Source organism: Nocardia inohanensis NBRC 100128, assembly GCF_001612945.1.
Lineage (GTDB): Bacteria > Actinomycetota > Actinomycetes > Mycobacteriales > Mycobacteriaceae > Nocardia > Nocardia inohanensis.
Genome location: NZ_BDBK01000002.1, coordinates 868,471 through 886,631 on the forward strand (window position 1 = coordinate 868,471; position 18,161 = coordinate 886,631).

Sequence of the window (18,161 nt, forward strand, 5' to 3'; positions counted from 1 at the left end):
CGTGCCACTTTACGAATTCGAAGGCAAGCGGCCGACGGTGGACCCGACGGCCTTCATCGCGCCGACGGCGACCTTGATCGGGGATGTGCGGGTCGAGGCGGGGGCTTCGGTCTGGTACGGGGCGGTGCTGCGGGCCGACTTCGCGCCGATCATCCTGCGGGAGCGGGCGAACGTGCAGGACAATGCGGTGATTCATGTGCCGCAGGACGGGCCGGTGGAGATCGGCGCGGGGGCCACCATCGCGCATTCGGTGGTGCTGCACGGGGCGACGGTGGGCGCGGAATCGATTGTGGGCAACGGCAGCACGGTGCTCGATTTGGCGAAGATCGGCAGCGGCACCATGATCGCGGCGCATTCCCTGGTGCCGCCGGGCGCGGAGATCCCCGACGGGGTGCTGGCGGCGGGATCGCCCGCACAGGTGAAGAAGCCCCTGGCCGGCACTCCCGCCGAGCTCTGGGTGAAGCTCAACCCGAATATCTATGCCGACCTGGCGCAGCGACACCGCAAGGGCATCACCGAGATTCGCTGAGCAGCCGTACCACCTCGGCATCGCCGAGCTGATGGAAATCCCGGTACGCCGCCCCCACCCCGCCCAGGAACCGCGGCACCAGCGGGCACACCACGGCGTCGGCGAGCGCCCGAACCCGTTGCAGCGCTTCGATGGAGGACACCGGCACCGCCACGATCACCCGCCGCGGCTCGTGCGATCGCGCGATCTCGCACGCGACCGCGGCGGTCGCCCCGGTCGCCATCCCATCGTCCACGATCACCACGATCCGATCCTTCAGCGGAACCGGCGGCTCGGCCCGCAAGATCTGCCGCCGCCGCTCCAGCTCGGCCCGCTCCTCCCGCTCGACCGCCGCGATCTGCTCCGCGGTGACCCCGGTATGCCGCACCACGTCCGCATTGAGCACCCGCACCCCGTCCTCGCCGATCGCCCCCATCGCGAGCTCCGGCTGCCACGGCACCCCCAGCTTCCGCACCAGCAGCACATCGACCTCCCCGCCGATGATCTCCCGCACCGCCACCGCCACCGGTACGCCGCCGCGCGGCAGCCCGAGCAGCAACGGGTCCCGCCCGCGCAGGTTCGCGAGTGCCGCACCCAGCGCGCGCCCGGCATCCCCCCGATCCGGATAGACCATCACCCGCGATTTTAGTCCCCGCCCAGGACCGGACTCAGCTGCTGATGGTGTAGCGCCGCAGCGCCAGGCTGGGATTGGTGGTGCGGACTTCGCCCAGGTGGGCCAGGTCGAGGTGGGCGGTGGCGATGCCGGGGGCTTCACCGAGTTCGGCCAGCAGGGTGCCGGTGGGGGCGACGATCAGGGAGGCCCCGGAGCCCAGCGGCGCGGCCTGGTTCGCGGCCGCCACGAAGATGGTGTTCTCGATGGCCCGGGCACGCAGCAGCGTGGTCCACTGATCGACCTTGCCGGGACCGGGAATCCACTGCGCGGGCAGCAGCAGCACATGCGCGCCCGCGCCGGCGACCCGGCGAATCCCTTCGGGGAAGCGCAGATCGAAGCAGGTCTGCATGCCGAACACGACCCCGTCCACCGTGAACAGCTGCGGCGCGTCCAGCGGTCCGGGCAGCAGATACTCGGATTCGCGGGCCCCGAAAGCGTCGTAGAGATGCACTTTTCGATAGATCGCGGCGAACTCGGCCTCGGGTGAGGCGGCCACGAGGGTGTTGTAGATGCGTCCCGCCGGCGCGTCCCCGCCGGGCGCTTCGGCGACGCCCGCCACCACGTGCACCCCGAATTCGGCTGCGATTCCCCGCAATCCGCTGACGAACGGCCCGGTGAGCGGTTCGGCCACCTCGACCACCCGCGGGTCCAGGCGTTTGGTGGCGAACATGGCGTATTCGGGCGCCACCACCACCTTCGCTCCGAGTTCGCTCGCGGCCTGCACCTCACGGCGCAGTGCGGTGAGATTGGCCACGGTGTCGTCCCCGGGCGCGAATTGCAGGACGGCGATGTCCACCGCGCCCGCGGCAGTGTCGGTCGCGGGGTGCGCGGGTGCGCCGGCGGGTTCGGCCGCCATTGTCGCCATGCCTCCCGAACTGCCCGCTTCGGTGGCTGCGACGGCGCCGGTCACGTAGTTTCGGATGGAAGCGGGTTCGCTCCGACCCAGTCCAGAAGCGGACCGAACGGCCGGTGTTGACGGGGGCGCGGGCGGGTTGTCCGGATGCACGACATCCAGCGTATTGGCCCGATGGTTCAGCCGACTACTAGCAGGCAGTAAACTCCTGGTCAATGAGTACCTCACCGGCCGACAGCGAACCCAGCCACGACGAGAGGGACGCGACCGGCCCGTCCTTCGCCGATCTCGGGATCGATGACCGCATCCTGCGGGCCATCGCCGATGTCGGCTACGAATCGCCGTCGCCTATCCAGGCCGCGACGATTCCGCCGCTGCTCGATGGTGCGGATGTGGTGGGCCTCGCGCAGACCGGCACCGGTAAGACCGCCGCGTTCGCGATTCCGATCCTCCAGCACCTCGACCTCTCCGGTAAGGCGCCCAAGGCCCTGGTGCTGGCTCCCACCCGCGAGCTCGCCATCCAGGTCTCCGAGGCGTTCGGCCGGTACTCGGTGCACATCCCGGGCCTGCACGTGCTGCCCATCTACGGCGGCCAGAACTACGCGGTGCAGCTCAACGGCCTGCGTCGCGGCGCCCAGGTGGTAGTCGGCACCCCGGGCCGCGTGATCGATCACCTGGAGCGCGGCACGCTCGATCTGACGCAGCTGCAATTCCTGGTCCTCGACGAGGCCGACGAGATGCTGAAGATGGGCTTCCAGGACGACGTGGAGCGCATTCTGCGTGACACGCCGGACTCGAAGCAGGTGGCGCTCTTCTCGGCGACCATGCCGCCCGCGATCCGCAAGATCTCCAAGCAGTACCTGAAGGATCCGGTCGAGATCACGGTAAAGACCAAGACCACCACCAACACCAACATCACCCAGCGCTGGGTGCCGGTGTCGTATCAGCGCAAGCTGGACGCGCTGACCCGCATCCTCGAGGTCGAGCCCTTCGAGGCGATGATCATCTTCGTGCGCACCAAGCAGGCCACCGAAGAGCTGGCCGAAAAGCTGCGCGCGCGTGGGTATTCCGCCGCCGCCATCAACGGCGATATCGCGCAGGCGCAGCGTGAGCGCACCATCGGGCAGCTCAAGTCGGGGCAGCTCGACATCCTGGTCGCCACCGATGTCGCGGCGCGCGGTCTGGACGTGGAGCGCATCTCGCACGTCGTGAACTACGACATCCCGCACGACACCGAGTCCTACGTGCACCGCATCGGCCGCACCGGTCGCGCGGGCCGCAGCGGTGACGCGCTGCTGTTCGTGGCCCCGCGGGAACGCCGCCTGCTCGATGCCATCGAGCGCGCGACCCGCCAGCCGCTGACCGAGATGCAGCTGCCCAGCGTGGACGACGTGAACGCGCAGCGCGTGCAGAAGTTCGGCGACACCATCACCGAGCACCTGGCCAGTGACAATCTGGCTCTGTTCCGCAAGCTCATCGAGGATTACGAGCAGGAGCACAACATCCCGCTCGTCGATATCGCGGCCGCGCTCGCGGTCGGGTCCTACGACGGCGCCAACTTCTTCATGGAGCCCGATCCGGAGCCGGTGCCGCGCGAGCGTCGCGAGCGTCCGCAGCGCGCCTTCGACGAGCGCGGTCCGCGCGAGCGGCGTGAGCCCGGCCCGCCGCGGGTCGGCCGGGACGGCACCGAGCTGGTCACCTACCGCATCGCGGTGGGCAAGCGCCACAAGGTCGCCCCGGGCGCCATCGTCGGTGCGATCGCGAACGAAGGTGGTTTGCGCCGTAGCGATTTCGGCCACATCAGCATTCGCCCCGACCACTCGCTGGTCGAGCTGCCCGCCGACCTGTCGTCGGAGACGCTGAACGCGCTGGCCCGCACCCGGATCAGCGGTCAGCTGATTCAGCTCCAGCTGGATCAGGGCCCGCCCGGACAGCGCTCGACGATCCGGGCCCCGCGCCGCGAGGGCAAGCGCCCGGATCAGCGTCGCAAGCCGCGCTTCTGATCGGGTCACGGCAGTAGGCACAACACGAAGGCCGAGCACTCCGGTGCTCGGCCTTCGTCGTATTCGGTTGGGGTGGAAGTCAGTTGGGGGTGAGCAGGGTGCCGTGGGCGGGTGCGACGGGAGCGGTCGGTGCGGCGCTCGTCGGGACGGTGCTGGTCGGGGCGGCGGCCCCGGCATCGCTGGACCCGCCGCCGGACCCGGTCGAAGCCTGGGCCTGGGCCGGATCCTTGGGCAGTTCGGCCACGGTGAACAGGCCGACGGTCGGCAGCACCAGGCAGCGCGCGCCCGGATAGTCGATGGTTCCCCACAGCGAGGCCACGATGGTGCCCGCACCGGAATCGACCGTCTTGGTCAGCGCCGGCAGGTTGTATTCGGTCACATCGTCGAGGCCGTTGATCCCACTGCGCCCGTTGGCCACATTGAGCCATGCCACGCTCAGCCCGGAGGCGAGCGGCATACCCGAGTGCATCGGGGCGGCCTGGAACCGGAGCGTGCCGGGCGCCGCGTTGAGCCCGTTGTCCGCGCCCGGGGACCCGGAGATGGCGGAGGCCGCGGTCATGGTGATCGGGAGGTTGCTGCCGCAGCCGAGGGTCGGCGCCTGGTAGCCGAAGGATTCGAAGGCGATATTGCCGAGCTTGGCGGCCGAGATCAGCTTGGCCGTCTTGGCGGTGGCCTCGACCGCGGCCTTGGCCTCCGCGTTGTCGCCCGCGGTCGTATTGAGCTGCGTGATCGCGAGATCGAGCGGGCTGGGCTGCGGTTCGGCGGCGGTCTGCGCGCCGAGGACGATCGCGCTGGCGGCCAGGGCGACGGTGGTCGCGGCGCGCTGGGTCAGGGTCCTACGGTTCACTCGTGCTGCTCCTGCGAACTCGGATACCGGTTTTCGATCCGGCGGCGCGGCCACTCGAGCGAGCGGGCCGGATTCTTCCCGGCAACGTACCAGTTCGCCGGTACGACCGTCGGCCGACGTCCCACCCACCCCAGGTTTCAGGGCCGAGCCTCGAGCTTCGCCGGAGTCGGCCGACGCCCCCGCCGTTCCGGGTTTCAGGGTGGAGCGGTGAGAGTCGTGGGGTCGGCCGAGATCGCTGAGGTTCCGGGTTTCAGGGCGGAGCCCTGAGAGTCGCGAGAGTTGCCTCGATCACAGCTACTCCATTACCGGGGGGTAAGTTTGTTGGCGAAACCACGGCAACGCTGGGAGAGGCAATGAGGCTTTCGCTTTCACCCGATGAGGTGAAATTCCGGGATGATCTGCGTGAGTTCTACCGGACCAAGATTCCGGCGGAGATCCGCGAACGTGTGAAGTACGGCTTGGAGCTCTCCAAGGACGACATCGTCACCACCCACCGAATCCTCAACGAGCACGGTCTGGCTACCCCCAAGTGGCCGGTGCAGTGGGGCGGCAAGGACTGGACCCCGATGCAGCGGCACATCTGGGAAGACGAGATGCAGCTCGCGTCCGTCCCGGAACCGCTCACCTTCAACGCCCAGATGATCGGCCCGGTCATCGCGCAGTTCGGTTCCGAGGAGATGAAGCAGCGCTTCCTCCCGCCGACCGCGAACCTCGACATCTGGTGGTGCCAGGGCTTTTCCGAGCCCGACGCCGGCTCCGACCTGGCCTCGCTGCGCACCACCGCGGTGCGTGACGGCGACTCCTACATCGTCAACGGCCAGAAGATCTGGACCACGCTGGCGCAGTACGCGGACTGGATCTTCTGCCTGGTGCGCACCGACCCGGCCGCCAAGAAGCAGGCCGGCATCTCGCTGCTGCTCTTCGATGTGAAGACCCCGGGCGTGACCATCCGCCCGATCAAACTCATCGACGGCCACCACGAGGTCAACGAGGTCTTCTTCGAGAACGTGCGCGTCCCCGCCGATCAGCTGGTCGGCGAGGAGAACATGGGCTGGACCTACGCCAAGTTCCTGCTCGGCAACGAACGCACCGGCATTACCGGCGTCGGCCGCACCAAGGTCAAGCTGGGCGTGGCGAAAGAGTATGCGGCCCAGACCAAGTCGGGCTCCGGCACGCTGCTGGACGACCCGGTGTTCGCCGCCCGCATCGCGGAGCTGGAGAACGAGCTGCTGGCGCTCGAACTCACCCTGATGCGAGTGGTCTCCAATTCCAGTGACGGCAAACCGAACCCGGCCTCCTCGGTGCTGAAACTGCGCGGCTCCGAGCTCCAGCAGGCCGCCACCGAATTGTTGCTGGACATCGCGGGACCGGATGCCCTGCCGGTACCGGGCGCCGACATCGCCTCGCCGGCTTGGGCGCAGCGCACCGGCCCGGCGTACCTCAACTACCGCAAGACCACCATCTACGGAGGCTCCAGCGAGGTGCAGCGCACCATCATCGCCTCCACCATCCTCGGATTGTGAGCCGCCGCCATGGATTTCGAACTCACCGATGAACAGGTCATGCTCCGCGACACCGTCCGCGATCTGCTGGCGCGCGCCTACGACCCGGAAACCCGCCTGAAGGTCACCGACACCGAACTGGGCTGGAGCCGCGAGGTCTGGCATCAGCTCGCCGAATTGGGCGTGCTGGGCCTGGCTTTCAGCGAAGAGGACGGCGGCGTCGGCGCGGGACCGGTCGAGGTCATGGTGGTGCTGGAGGAGATCGGGCGGCGCAACGCGCCCGAGCCGGTGCTGGATGCCGTACTGGTGCCCGGCGGGCTGATCGCCCAGGCGGGCACCGACGCGCAGAAGCAGCGCATCCTGCCGGAGGTGGTGGCGGGCACGAAGCTGCTGGCCTTCGCGCACACCGAGCCCGGAACCCGCTGGCCTGCGGCCGAACTCGGCACCGAGGCCACGGCGCAGGGCGACGGCTACCTGCTGACCGGCGTGAAGAACCCGGTGCCGCATGGTGACTGCGCCGACGAACTGGTGGTCAGCGCCACTCTCCCGGACGGCGGACTCGGCCTGTTCCTGGTCGCCGCCGACGCCGCCGGCGTCACCCGCACGCCGTACCGCACCTTCGACGAGCGCCGCGGTGCGCAGATCGAATTCGACGGCGCCGCAGCCGAACTCGTGGGCGGCCTGGCCGATGCCACGGCGGCGCTGGACGCGGTCACCGCGCAGGCGCAGGCCGGCCTGTGTGCGGAATCCCTGGGTGCGATGGAGGAATCACTCCGGCTGACCACCGAATACCTGAAGACGCGCAAGCAGTTCGGCGTCACGCTCTCGAAGTTCCAGACCCTCACCCAGCGCGCGGCGAACATGTACGTCTCGCTGGAACTGGCCCGCAGCATGAGCTACTACGCCACCGCGGCGCTGGCGGACGGCATCACCGATCCGGTGGTGGGCTCGCGCGCCCGCCTTCAGGTCGGCCGCTCCGCCCGGCACATCGGCCAGGAGGCCATCCAGATGCACGGCGGCATCGGCATCACCACCGAATACCCGGTGAGCCACTATGTCGCCCGCCTCACCGCCATCGCCCGCACCCTGGGCGGCGATCTCGAGCATCTGCGTGTGCTCAGCGATCGCATCGGCGACTACAGCCTGGTCGAATTCTGATCCGGCTCCGGAAGTGAATCCGTGCCCGTTCCGAATGCGGAACGGGCACGGTGTTTTTCACGCCCGCGCGATTACTTCAGGTCGCGAGCCGCCAGCGATGCAGTTCGCCGCCGTGGCGCGTCAGCCAGCTGCCGTCGCCCAGCGCGATCACCGATTCGCCCGCCGGGATCGGGTAGTGGAGCCGGCCGACCGGTGCCAGGGCCTCGGTGTCCAGCAGCCAGTGCACGTGGATGCCACGGCCCTGCCCGCCGTGCAGCTCCTGCGGCCGCACCACGGTGAGGACCCGATCCGCGGTTACGGCGGCATCGTCGGGAAAGTCGTCCTCGCAGGCGTTCTCGTTCAGCTCGGTGGTGTCGAACCCGGCGGTCTCCTCGCCCGTCACGACATCGTGGATCGTGAGTTCTTCGTAGTCGTCCTCGGCATCGATGGGGGAGTCCGCCCAGCGCCGGGTGACCAACCGGTCGGTGCCCGGCAAGAAGCCGACCGGCAGCCGGTCCTCCGCACCGCCGGTGAACCGGAACCCGCCGCCACCGGGCAGCCCCCACCAGGTCATCCACCCGCCCCACGCCGCCCACGTCGCGACCGCCAGCCGCGCCCGCTCCGGATGCCAGCACTGCACCACCCGCTGCGAAGTCCCCTGCACCGCTGCCCTTTTGATCACCTTCCCGGTAGCGGCATCCAACACCGCGACGTCATCCGCCAGCCAGGCCCGGCCACCCGGATAGCCCCGGCTCAGGTTCGGCAACAACACACTCACCAGCGCCCCGTCCGCACTCACCGCCGGATTCCCGATCGCGCCCCCCGACCCATGCCAGGGGTCGTGCGCCAGCCGCCACCGCGCACCCCCGCCCGTCGCCCGCACCGAATCGGTCCCAGCGATGACGAATCCGTTGCCGGCCAACGGCGTGGCATGCTCGCCCTCACCCAGTCGCAATTCCGATATCGGCTCCGCGGCATCGTCTTCGAAGAGGTCCTCGCGGTCGAACACCCGCAGCAACCCGGCCGTCCGCACCGCGATCCGCGCATCCGGCAGCGCCTCGACCGCGCCGTCCACCGCGGCCGAACCGAGCGCGACGACCTCGAGTTGCGGAACCTCCGTGTACTTCACCAGCCCGATGCTCACACGCGAGCCGCGCCACCACAATCGGAGCCACCGGATCGGCCTCGCGGTGCGGGTTACGGGTCCGCGCCGAGCAGGCGGTGCTATTCGTCGTTCTCGGAAGCCGGGCGGGCGGCCGCGGAACTGGATGACGCCGGTTCGGTCGGCGGGGCTTCGGTGGTGGTCGTGCGGATGGGATCCGTTGTGGGCGGGGCCGGTTCGGTGGTGGTCGGCCGCGGGCGGGTGGTGCGCGAGGTGGTGGGGCGCGACGGGGTGGTGCGCGAGGTGGTGTCGGCGCTCGGATCCGCGTCGGGGGAGTCGGTTTCGGAGACCGTGGTGCGCGGACGGCGCGGCGGCTGGTCGGCGGCGACCCGCCAGCTGGGGGAGGGCGGGATGACGATGGCCTGGGTGGTGGTGCCGGAGGCCGATACCGTCTCCGCCGCTTGGAGTTCGGCGTTCATCGGCGGGGGCGCCACGTACACGTCCTGGTTGCCGAGGCCGCACGCGCCGATGAGGATCAGGCCCGCCGACACCGCGCCGACTCCCACGGCGGCGTAGGCCACGGGCTTGGGCAGGCGGCGCGACGGTAGTTCGTCGCGCGCGTCCGCGCCGGCGTTGCTGCCGTCCATGCTTGGCACTCCTGATTCGTGTCGAGTGGGCTCACCCTAACGGAGGTGCCAGTACCTTGCCAGGCGGGTGGTCGGTACGAATAGCCGGCGGGTTCCGCCGAATTAGCGGGATACGGCGAGATCTCAAACAGCGATGATTCAGATATCGAATCAATAAACTCCGCGTGTTGTGCGCACGTGTCGTATGGACATTTCGTTGCGGAGCCGTAATGTGTGTCCAAAGTTACACGTGAGACGCTCGAAATTTGCCGAGAGGCGCGCCGATGAATCGCGACCGCCGGCGGAGCGTCATCGAGGAGTAGATGATGGGTGCATTCTCGACATCTCCGTTGCGTGCCGCCGCACAGCCCGGGGAACCCACGGCCGCCGGGTCGATGCGGTTGTCGGCAATCCTGGCCCGCACCGTCGCGTGGTTGATCTTCCTCGGGGGAATCACCGGTGCCGTCCTCGGCATTGCCGGGCTACAGGTGGAAATCACCGTGGCCGGTTTGATTCTCGCCTGCACCGCCGGACTGGTGCTCTTGAAACTCCGCGCCGACGCGACTGGCTAATTTGCCGCAAATGTCGGCTATTCGGAAATAACCCATTCGAAAGCTGATGCTTTCGAACGACTTCCCTCTGAAGTGCGGGAACGATTCGGCTCGCCGAGTTCGGTCAGCAAATTCTCCGACAAATCGACCATTGCGGCCAATACCGGCGGCGTGAACCATTCCGGCCGGGTGGCGAAGAGCAGATCCTCGCTCGAGGTATTGCCGGAAGCGCCCGGCGCGAAGGGGCAGCCACCCAGCCCGCCCAGCGAACCGTCCACCACGCTCGCCCCGGCCGCGATCGCGGCGAGCGAATTGGCCACGCCCATGCCCCAGGTGTCATGACCGTGGAACACGATGCGATGCTCGGGCCCGCCGAAACGACCCTGTGCCGCGACCGCGGACACCAGCCCCGACACCTGCCCGGGATGCGCCTGCCCCAGGGTGTCGGCGAGCACGATGTCCGAGGCCCCCTCGGTGCGCGGATCGCGCGCGATGGCCAGCACCCGCAGCGGATCCACCGGCCCCTCGAACGGGCAGGTGAAAGCCGTTGCCAGGCACAGCTGAAGCCGCCCGCCCGCCGCCCGCGCGTGCGCGATGGCATCCGGCATGGCGGCCAGGCTGTCCTCGGTGCCGCGCCCGATATTGGCCCGGTTGTGCGAGTCCGAGACCGAGAAGCAGTACTGGAAGTTCCGCACCCCGGCCGCCGCGGCCTTCTCCACGTGCCGGGGCGTTGCCACCCACACCCAGCAGCGTTCCAGCTCGCGCGGCGTCAGGGCCGCCACCAGTTCCAGTGAATTGGCCATGGGCGGCACCAGATCCGGCCGTGCCATCGAGCCGATCTCCAGCTCCGGCACACCCAGCTCCAGCAGCGTGCGCACCATCTCCACCTTGCGCGCGGTCGGCAGCACCTTGCCGGTGAGCTGCAACCCGTCGCGCAGGGTCACATCTCGCAGGATCGCGGTCATTTCGCCTCCAGCGCATCGATTTCGGCTTCGGACAGACCCAGCAGCCCGGACAGTACCTCGCGGGTGTGCTCGCCCAGGTCGGGCCCGACATTGCGGATGGGCAGCGACTGCCCGCCGATCACCGGCACGATGCCCGGGAACCCGACCTGCTTGGGTTCGGGCTCGCCCACGTCCACCGGGAAGGGCTGAATCATATTGCGCGACTTGTACTGTTCGTCGGCCACGATATCGGCGGCGGTGTAGATGGGCCCGCACGGAATGGCGGCGTCCTCCAGGATCTTCAGCGCCTCGTCGCGAGTGCGCAGCCGGGACCAGTCGGCAATGGCGGCGTCGAGCCGATCGCGATTGCGCCAGCGCCCGGCATTGTCCTGCAACGCCGGGTCGGCGGCCAGGTCCGGTCGTTCGATGACCCGCATGTACCGCTGGAAGATGGCATCCCCGTTGCCGCCGATGATGATCGAGTATCCGTCGCTGGTCGGGTAGGCGTTGCTGGGCGCGATGCCCTCCATTCGCCCGCCCACCCGTTCGCGCACGATGCCGTAGGCCAGGTAGTCGGGGACGAGCGACTCCATCACCGACAGGATCGACTCATTGAGCGCCACGTCGATGACGCGCCGGTCCAACGGAACTCGGCCGTCCGTGCGCTCACGTTGGAACAAGGCCATGACGGTCCCGAACGCGGCATAGATCCCGGCGATGGAATCGCCGATGGAAACCCCCACCCGCACCGGCGGCCGATCCGGATCGCCGACCAGCTCCCGCAACCCGCCCACCGCCTCGGCCACGGCCGCGAATCCCGGCCGCTGCGACAGCGGCCCGGTCTGCCCGTACGCCGAAATCCGCGTGATCACCAGATCCGGATTGGCCGCGTTCAATACCTCCGGCCCCAGTCCCCACTTCTCCAGCATCCCGGGCCGGAAGTTCTCCAGCAGCACATCGCACCGCTTGATCAGATCCAGCACGATCGCCCGCCCCGCCTCGGTGCGCAGATCCAACGTGATCGACTTCTTGTTCCGGTTGATCGTCCGGTACAGCATCGAGGTGTCGCCCCCGTACAGCCGCCAATTCCGCAGCTCGTCACCAGTTTTCGGCCGCTCCACCTTGATGACTTCCGCCCCGAAGTCCCCCAACATGCGCCCTGCGGTGGGGGCCGCGACGTAATTACCAAGCTCCAGAACCCGCACCCCGTCGAGCGGCCGAATCTCCATGGTCACAAGTCTGAACCATAGGCCGCCCCCCACAAGGTTCGCGGCCCGGCTCGTTCTGGACTGAGTGGAGCGGAGGAGCGAAGCGGGGGAGCGGAGGGAGGGAAGAACGAGACTTTGGGGCCGCGAACCCGCCCGGAGCGCAGCGGAGGGCAATTGAACACAGCACGGGCCGGTGCGACGGTGGCGTTCGGAGTTCGTCGCACCGGCCCGCGGCCCGGCTCGTGGTGCACGCAAGAAACCGCGAACCGGGCAGTGTGTGAATGCCGTTGTCCGGCTGCGGCGTCAGGCCGCCTTCGGGGTGACTTCCTCGATGATCGAGTAGTGCTCGGCATTGCCGGTGATGATGGTGGATTCGTCGCCGTGCACGCCGACCGGCACGTCACCGGCCAGGGTGATGCGGGTGAGGCGGCGCGGCTGGCCGTCGTAGTCGTCGATGGCGTAGTGCTGGGTGGCGCGGTTGTCCCAGATCGCCACATCGCCGAGCTGCCAGTTCCAGCGGGTGGTGTTCTCCAGCCGGGTGACCCGGTTCTGGAGCAGCTGGAACAGCGTCTGCGATTCGGCGGCGGACAGGCCCACGAAGTTCTTCACGAAATGCCCGAGCAGCAGCGCGCGTTCGCCGGTGACCGGGTGCACGCGCACCACCGGATGCTCGGTCTCGTAGTAGGTGGACTGGAACTCCTCGCGGTACGCCTTGATATTGGCGGTCACCTGATCGTTCTCACCGCGCTCGATCTCGGTGCGGTCGGCCGCGTAGTCGTAGGAGTTGGTGTGCCGCGCGCGCAGGTTCTCCACCAGCGCCTTGAGCGGCGCGGGCAGCGATTCGTAGGCGGCCACGGTGGAGGCCCAGGTGGTAGAGCCGCCGTAGGACGGCAGGTGCACCGCGCGCAGGATGGACGCCTTCGGAATCCGGTCCACGAAGGTGACATCGGTGTGCCAGCTGTTGGCGCGGCCGTACTCGGAATCGATGGGCAGCGTCTTGACGCCCTTGGAGGTGACGGTCGGGTGCGGGGTGGTGGGCGCGCCCAGCAGCTGCGCGAATTCGTACTGCGCGTCCTCGGTCAGGTGCTCCTGGCCGCGGAAGAAGATCACCTTGTGCTGGTGCAGCGCGTCCTGGATGGCCTGGACGGTCACCGAGTCCAGCTCGCCGCCCAGCTTGACGCCGTCGATGCGCGCGCCGATCTTGCTGCCCAGCTTCACGACGGTGACGGTGGAGGTGTCGGATGCGTAATCGACGGACATGCAATGCCTTTCGCCCGGAGGAGTCCGGCTCTGATTGAGCCGTACCCAGGACACCACCGGGCGCACCGCTGAAACAGGTTCAGGATCAGCGGGATCGAAAGGAGTTACCCGACCTGTTCGCGAAGGTAAGCCAGGTCCTCCGCCACGCCGTCGCCCGGCGTCTCCAGCACGATCGGCGCGTCTCCGACCGCCTTGCACACCTCGACCAGCAGCTGCGGATCGATGGTCCCGTCCGCCAGATTCGCGTGCCGGTCCGCACCGGAGTCGAAGTCGTCGCGCGAGGAGTTCAGGTGCACCAGGTCGATCCGCCCGGTGATGGCTTTGACCCGCTCCACGATCCCGAGCAGCTCCTCGCCACCGGCCCAGGCGTGACAGGTGTCCAGGCAGAACCCGGCCCCGAAGTCGCCCACGGCCTCCCACAGCCGGGCGATATCGTCGAAGTGCCGGGCCATGGCGTGATTGCCGCCGGCGGTGTTCTCGATCAAAATCGGCACCGCGAAGCCGCCCTTGTCCTCCTGCCGCTGGAACAGCTTGCGCCAGTTGAGGATCCCCTCCACCATCTCGTCGTCGTTGCGCACGTGCCCGCCGTGCACCACCAGCCCGAACGCCCCGAGTTCGGCGGCGGCCTGCGCCTGCAACGCCACCGCGTTCCGCGACGGCATGCGCAGCCGGTTGTTCAGGCTGGCCACATTGATCTGGTACGAGGAGTGCACCACCACCTCGATGGGGCTGGCCTTGATCTCCGCGGTCAGCGGGTGCGGCTTCGGTTTCTCCCAGCTCTGCGGGTCCACCACGAACATCTGGATGACGTCGGCCCCCAGCTTCTCACCGAAGCCGATGGGGTCCGAGTCCATACGAACGTGAGCTCCAAGGCGCATGGATGCCAGGGTATCGCCGAGCACCGACAGCAAGCGGGCATCCCGGGCGGTACAAGCGAATCTTCAGTGTTGCGTAAGCGCGATGTGGGGAGATAGATCGGTAGGAAACTGTCGTCTCGACCCGATACCCGGGGGTGAATACGCTTGTCAGCCAAGGCCAACGGTCGCGGCATCGAGGAAACTACGGCCGACCTGCGCGCCTGCTATGGTTTTCGTGTTTTCTCGGGTCGGTCCGAGCTTGATCACGCCGATCGGTTGCGGTACAGCGTGCGTTGGTGGGTCCCGGCGTGCGACGTGGGAAGTGGGATTTAGTCATGCTGTCCAACGGTGACGTTTTCGCCGAGTATGTCATCGAGCGGCAGCTCGGCCGCGGTGGCATGGGATCGGTGTATCTGGCCAAGCATCCGCGGCTGCCCCGGCTCACGGCGCTCAAGCTGCTGAACCGGGAAATGGTGTTCGACAAGGAGGTTCGCGCGCGCTTCGAGCGCGAGGCGGACCTGGTGTCGGGCCTGGACCACCACAATATCGTCACCGTCTACGACCGCGGGCTCGAAGACGGCCAGATGTGGATCTCCATGCAGTACATCGACGGTGTCGATGCCGCGAGCGTGAATCCGCTGGCGCTGCCGCCGGAGCGGGCCGTGCAGATCATCGCCGAGGTCGGCGACGCGCTGGACTACGCGCACCGCAACGAGGTGCTGCACCGCGATGTGAAACCGGCCAATATCCTGCTGGCGCGGTCCACCGGCGGCAAGGGCGAGCGGGTCTACCTGACCGACTTCGGCATCGCCCGGCTGCGCGACGATCAGGGCCAGAACCTCACGCAGACCGGCACTTTCACCGCGACCCTGGCCTACGCCTCTCCGGAGCAGCTGACCGGGTCGGCGCTGGACGGGCGCTCGGACCAGTATTCGCTGGCGTGCACGCTGTTCTGGCTGCTCACCGGTGCGGGCCCGTTCTCGGCCACCAATCCGGCCGCCGTCATCCAGGGCCATTTGCAGAATCCGCCGCCGCCGCTGAGCTCGGCGCGGCCCGGGCTGCCGCCGTCGCTGGATCTGGTGCTGGCCAAGGCGATGGCCAAGCGGCCCGACGAACGCTTCGCCAGCTGTAGCGAATTCGCCGCCGCGGCCAAGCGCGCGCTGGCCGCGCCGAGCGCCCCGGCCATGCCGCTGGTGGGCCGCCACACCGCACCGCCCATGCCGATCATGGGGCAGGGCCCGACCGCCGGGCAACTGCCGACCGGTATGCCCATGCACACCGGCGGCCCGATGCAGACCGGCGGTCACATGCAGACCGGTGGTCACATGCACACCGGGGCGCCCATGCAGACCGGCGGCCACATGCAGACCGGCGGGCAACCCATGCCGACCGCCGGACCCATGCACACCGCGCCGCCCAATCCGACCGCCAACCTGCCGTATCAGACCGGCGCACCGGTCAATACGGCCACGCCGCCCCCGCAGCCGCTGGCCGGCAGCTACACCGGGCGCGCCACCAACCCGCAGTTCACGCCGCCGGGCAATGCCTACACCCGCCCGTCCGGTCCGGTGCCGCCCGGCGCGCGTCCGCCCGGTGGCAATCCGATGGCCGGTGGCCGCCCGCCCATGCCGCCCAAGAAATCCAATGCCGGGGTGATCATCGCGGTCGTGGTGGGCGTCCTGGTACTGGTGATCGTCGCCGTGATCGGCCTGGCCGCCATCGGCAGCGACAGCGACTCCGGCGGCACCGGCTCCTCCGCGGCCGGCGCCTCGGGCACCGCCAACAGCGTCGACTGGTCCACGCTCAGCAAGGAATTCCCGCGCATGGTGCCGACCACCAAGACCGGTGAGCTCGGCTACAACAGCGCCACCTGCACGCTCTACGACTCGACGAGTCCGCCGTCGAAGTCCGAGGGCGAGCCGGACCTGGGCGACTGGGCCGTGCAATGGGATTGCACCGGCGGCGGCGATTACAAGGATCCCTTCTACAAGATCCTGGCCTACCCGTCCTCCGCCAAGGTGCAGTCGGTGCTGGACGGCCTGACCGCCGACAAGAAGTCGCAGGACACCAACGGCGGCAAGACCTACACCAACTACCAGTTCACCGATAACAACCAGCCGCGCCTGGTGACCGCCTTCACCGGCGACGGCAATCGCGGCCAGTACCTCATGTACACCGACGGCGTCTACGACAGCATGGACGACGTCCTGCGCTGGTGGCGTTCGGCACCTCTGAACTGAACCGGTTGTCCGGGCCGCCGCCCCCGCGCTAGGGTCCGGTCCGGACAGGCGGACGAAAGGTGCCTTTGTGCTGCGCAGCGGTGAGGTGTTCGCGGGATACGAGATCGAACGCGAACTCGGCCGCGGCGGGATGGGGTCGGTGTATCTGGCCCGGCATCCGCGCCTGCCCCGGCTGGTCGCGCTCAAGCTGCTGAATCGGGAACTGTTCGGGGACGGCGAGGTTCGCGCGCGCTTCGAACGTGAGGGTGATCTCGTAGCGCGCTTGGATCATCCGAATATCGTGCCGGTGTTCGATCGCGGCTTCGACGACGACCGGTCGTGGATCGCCATGCGCTTCATCGACGGGGTGGACGCGGCGTCGCTGCAAGCCGGGAATCTGCCTCCGGCGCAGGCGATCCGGATCATCGCCGAGACCGCCAAGGCCCTGGATTACGCGCACCGCAAGGGCGTGCTGCACCGAGATGTGAAGCCCGCCAACATCCTGCTGGAGCAGGCGGACGGGGAAGAGCGAATCTTCCTGGCGGACTTCGGGATCGCGCGACTGCGCGACGAATCCACCAAGCTCACCCAGACCGGATCGTTCACCGCGACGCTGGCTTATGCCGCGCCCGAACAGCTTTCGGGCCATCCGCTCGACGGTCGCTGCGACCAGTATTCCCTCGCCTGCTCGCTGTTCCGGCTGCTCACCGGCAGCGTGCCGTTCACCGCCGAACATCCGGTGGCGGTCATGCAGGGGCATCTGAACCAGCCGCCGCCCCCGGTGAGCGCGCTGCGGGCCGGGCTCCCACCGGCGCTGGACGCGGTCATGGCGAGGGCGTTGGCCAAGCATCCCCGCGACCGATTCGAATCCTGCACCGCGTTCGCCACCGCCGCCCAGCAGGCGCTGTATGCCGGGCCGGCGTCCAGGCCGAGCGTTCCGCCCGCGAGCTTCACCCAGGCCAGCGCTCCGCACGCCACCTTCGCGCAGGCGAGCGGCCCGCACGCGACCTTGACGCCGCCGCGTCCGCAGCACACCCGCGCCGGATATCAGGCTCCGGGCGCCATCCCGCCGCGGACTGTGCCGCCGGGGTCGCCGTCGACCGGGAACACGCCGCCGCGCGGTACGCCCGTCCCGCCGCGGGCGCCCGAGCGCAAGCCGAAGAAGAAACGCCTGCGCGGTTGCCTGCTGACCGTGGCCCTGATCATCGTGGTGCCGCTGCTCGCGCTCGCGGGCCTGCTCGTCTACATCGACCGGGCCTCGAACACCGGGACCACGGTGCCGACCACGACCCTGGAGGAACCGGCGCCCGCCACCCCCGCGCCGGAAGCCGAGACCACCACCGAGGCTCCCACCACCACCGAGACCCCCGCCGATCTCGTGCCGTCGGCCGAGATCGGTGCGAATGCCCAGCTCCTGAGCCATATGTTCCCGAAGATGCTGCCCGAGGCCGACGCCTCGCGGTCGTTCAACGCCGGAACCGGATACCAGGGCGCGGCGTGCATGACCTACGCCTCCAATGCCGCGGTGCCCGCGCGCGGCTCCGACGAGCCGAGCCTGGGCAATTCGCTGCCGGTCTGGAACTGCTTCGGCGGCAACAGCAAAGCGACCTACCGCTTCATCCTGTATTCCGGAACCGCCGATGCGCAGGCGGTACTGGACGGGCTGCCCGCCAACACCAAGTCCACGACCACGGTCGACGGGCACACCTACACCAACTACTTGCTCAACGGCAGCGAACCGTATCGCCCGCGCATGGTCACCGCTTTCGGCGACGGCTCCGGCCGCGGGCAGGTGCTGATGTACAGCGTCGGGTTCATCGCCAGCGAGCAGGATCTGCTGACCTGGTGGAAGTCGGCCCCGCTCGGCTGAC

The 18,161-nt window shown here is 68.7% G+C and carries 16 protein-coding genes; 7 read left to right on the forward strand and 9 right to left on the reverse strand.

Features of this window, described 5'->3' with window-relative positions; all coding sequences use genetic code 11:
• Position 1 precedes the first annotated feature (1 nt).
• The gene (locus NI1_RS10305; RefSeq protein WP_067817329.1) at positions 2-529 is read left to right on the forward strand and encodes a gamma carbonic anhydrase family protein; all 528 of its coding nucleotides are present in this window, start codon (positions 2-4) and stop codon (positions 527-529) included.
• On the opposite strand, the gene NI1_RS10310 is transcribed toward NI1_RS10305, so the two are convergent.
• Both NI1_RS10310 and NI1_RS10315 read right to left on the reverse strand, forming a co-directional pair.
• Positions 513-1,142 carry a phosphoribosyltransferase gene (locus NI1_RS10310; protein ID WP_067817332.1) on the reverse strand — a complete coding sequence of 210 codons (630 nt, stop codon included), beginning with the start codon at positions 1,140-1,142 and terminating at the stop codon, positions 513-515. The two genes, NI1_RS10305 and NI1_RS10310, sit on opposite strands and share 17 nt — an antisense overlap.
• 34 nt (positions 1,143-1,176) lie before the next feature.
• Complete coding sequence (locus tag NI1_RS10315; protein WP_067817335.1) at positions 1,177-2,037, reverse strand: carbon-nitrogen hydrolase family protein; 861 nt, start codon at positions 2,035-2,037, stop codon at positions 1,177-1,179.
• A 212-nt stretch (positions 2,038-2,249) separates the two neighbouring features.
• On the opposite strand from NI1_RS10315, the gene NI1_RS10320 reads away from it, so the two are divergent.
• Positions 2,250-4,037 carry a DEAD/DEAH box helicase gene (locus tag NI1_RS10320; protein WP_067817338.1) on the forward strand — a complete coding sequence of 596 codons (1,788 nt, stop codon included), beginning with the start codon at positions 2,250-2,252 and terminating at the stop codon, positions 4,035-4,037.
• A gap of 79 nt (positions 4,038-4,116) precedes the next feature.
• On the opposite strand, the gene NI1_RS10325 is transcribed toward NI1_RS10320, so the two are convergent.
• Entirely contained in the window at positions 4,117-4,884 is a 768-nt protein-coding gene (locus NI1_RS10325; protein ID WP_067817341.1) for a hypothetical protein, read from the reverse strand.
• Between the two features lie 353 nt (positions 4,885-5,237).
• On the opposite strand from NI1_RS10325, the gene NI1_RS10330 reads away from it, so the two are divergent.
• Positions 5,238-6,407 carry an acyl-CoA dehydrogenase family protein gene (locus NI1_RS10330; RefSeq protein ID WP_067817344.1) on the forward strand — a complete coding sequence of 390 codons (1,170 nt, stop codon included), beginning with the start codon at positions 5,238-5,240 and terminating at the stop codon, positions 6,405-6,407.
• A 9-nt stretch (positions 6,408-6,416) separates the two neighbouring features.
• Complete coding sequence (locus NI1_RS10335) at positions 6,417-7,544, forward strand: acyl-CoA dehydrogenase family protein (protein WP_067817347.1); 1,128 nt, start codon at positions 6,417-6,419, stop codon at positions 7,542-7,544.
• A 76-nt stretch (positions 7,545-7,620) separates the two neighbouring features.
• Here NI1_RS10335 and NI1_RS10340 read toward each other — a convergent pair whose 3' ends face one another.
• On the reverse strand, positions 7,621-8,652 hold the full coding sequence (locus NI1_RS10340) for a hypothetical protein (RefSeq protein ID WP_157535032.1): 1,032 nt from the start codon (positions 8,650-8,652) through the stop codon (positions 7,621-7,623).
• Positions 8,653-8,747: 95 nt separating this feature from the next.
• Positions 8,748-9,272 carry a hypothetical protein gene (locus NI1_RS10345; RefSeq protein WP_067817353.1) on the reverse strand — a complete coding sequence of 175 codons (525 nt, stop codon included), beginning with the start codon at positions 9,270-9,272 and terminating at the stop codon, positions 8,748-8,750.
• A 305-nt stretch (positions 9,273-9,577) separates the two neighbouring features.
• Here NI1_RS10345 and NI1_RS10350 point away from each other — a divergent pair, with 305 nt between their 5' ends.
• Positions 9,578-9,823, forward strand: coding sequence for a hypothetical protein (locus NI1_RS10350; protein WP_157535033.1), 246 nt, complete (start codon positions 9,578-9,580; stop codon positions 9,821-9,823).
• Between the two features lie 17 nt (positions 9,824-9,840).
• On the opposite strand, the gene NI1_RS10355 is transcribed toward NI1_RS10350, so the two are convergent.
• From NI1_RS10355 to NI1_RS10370, 4 genes are all read right to left on the reverse strand, one after another.
• A complete protein-coding gene (locus tag NI1_RS10355; RefSeq protein WP_067817359.1) occupies positions 9,841-10,767 on the reverse strand; it encodes a hydroxymethylglutaryl-CoA lyase in 927 nt (308 codons plus the stop codon).
• On the reverse strand, positions 10,764-11,975 hold the full coding sequence (locus tag NI1_RS10360) for a CaiB/BaiF CoA transferase family protein (RefSeq protein ID WP_067818141.1): 1,212 nt from the start codon (positions 11,973-11,975) through the stop codon (positions 10,764-10,766). Before NI1_RS10360 ends, NI1_RS10355 begins: the two co-directional genes overlap by 4 nt.
• A gap of 282 nt (positions 11,976-12,257) precedes the next feature.
• A complete protein-coding gene (locus tag NI1_RS10365; protein WP_067817363.1) occupies positions 12,258-13,214 on the reverse strand; it encodes a TauD/TfdA dioxygenase family protein in 957 nt (318 codons plus the stop codon).
• A gap of 104 nt (positions 13,215-13,318) precedes the next feature.
• Positions 13,319-14,092 (reverse strand): deoxyribonuclease IV, encoded by a 774-nt coding sequence (locus NI1_RS10370; protein WP_067818144.1) that lies wholly within the window; start codon positions 14,090-14,092, stop codon positions 13,319-13,321.
• Between the two features lie 314 nt (positions 14,093-14,406).
• Here NI1_RS10370 and NI1_RS10375 point away from each other — a divergent pair, with 314 nt between their 5' ends.
• A complete protein-coding gene (locus NI1_RS10375) occupies positions 14,407-16,311 on the forward strand; it encodes a serine/threonine-protein kinase (RefSeq protein WP_067817366.1) in 1,905 nt (634 codons plus the stop codon).
• Between the two features lie 67 nt (positions 16,312-16,378).
• Positions 16,379-18,160, forward strand: a complete 1,782-nt coding sequence (locus NI1_RS10380; protein ID WP_067817370.1) for a serine/threonine-protein kinase — start codon at positions 16,379-16,381, stop codon at positions 18,158-18,160.
• Position 18,161 lies beyond the last annotated feature (1 nt).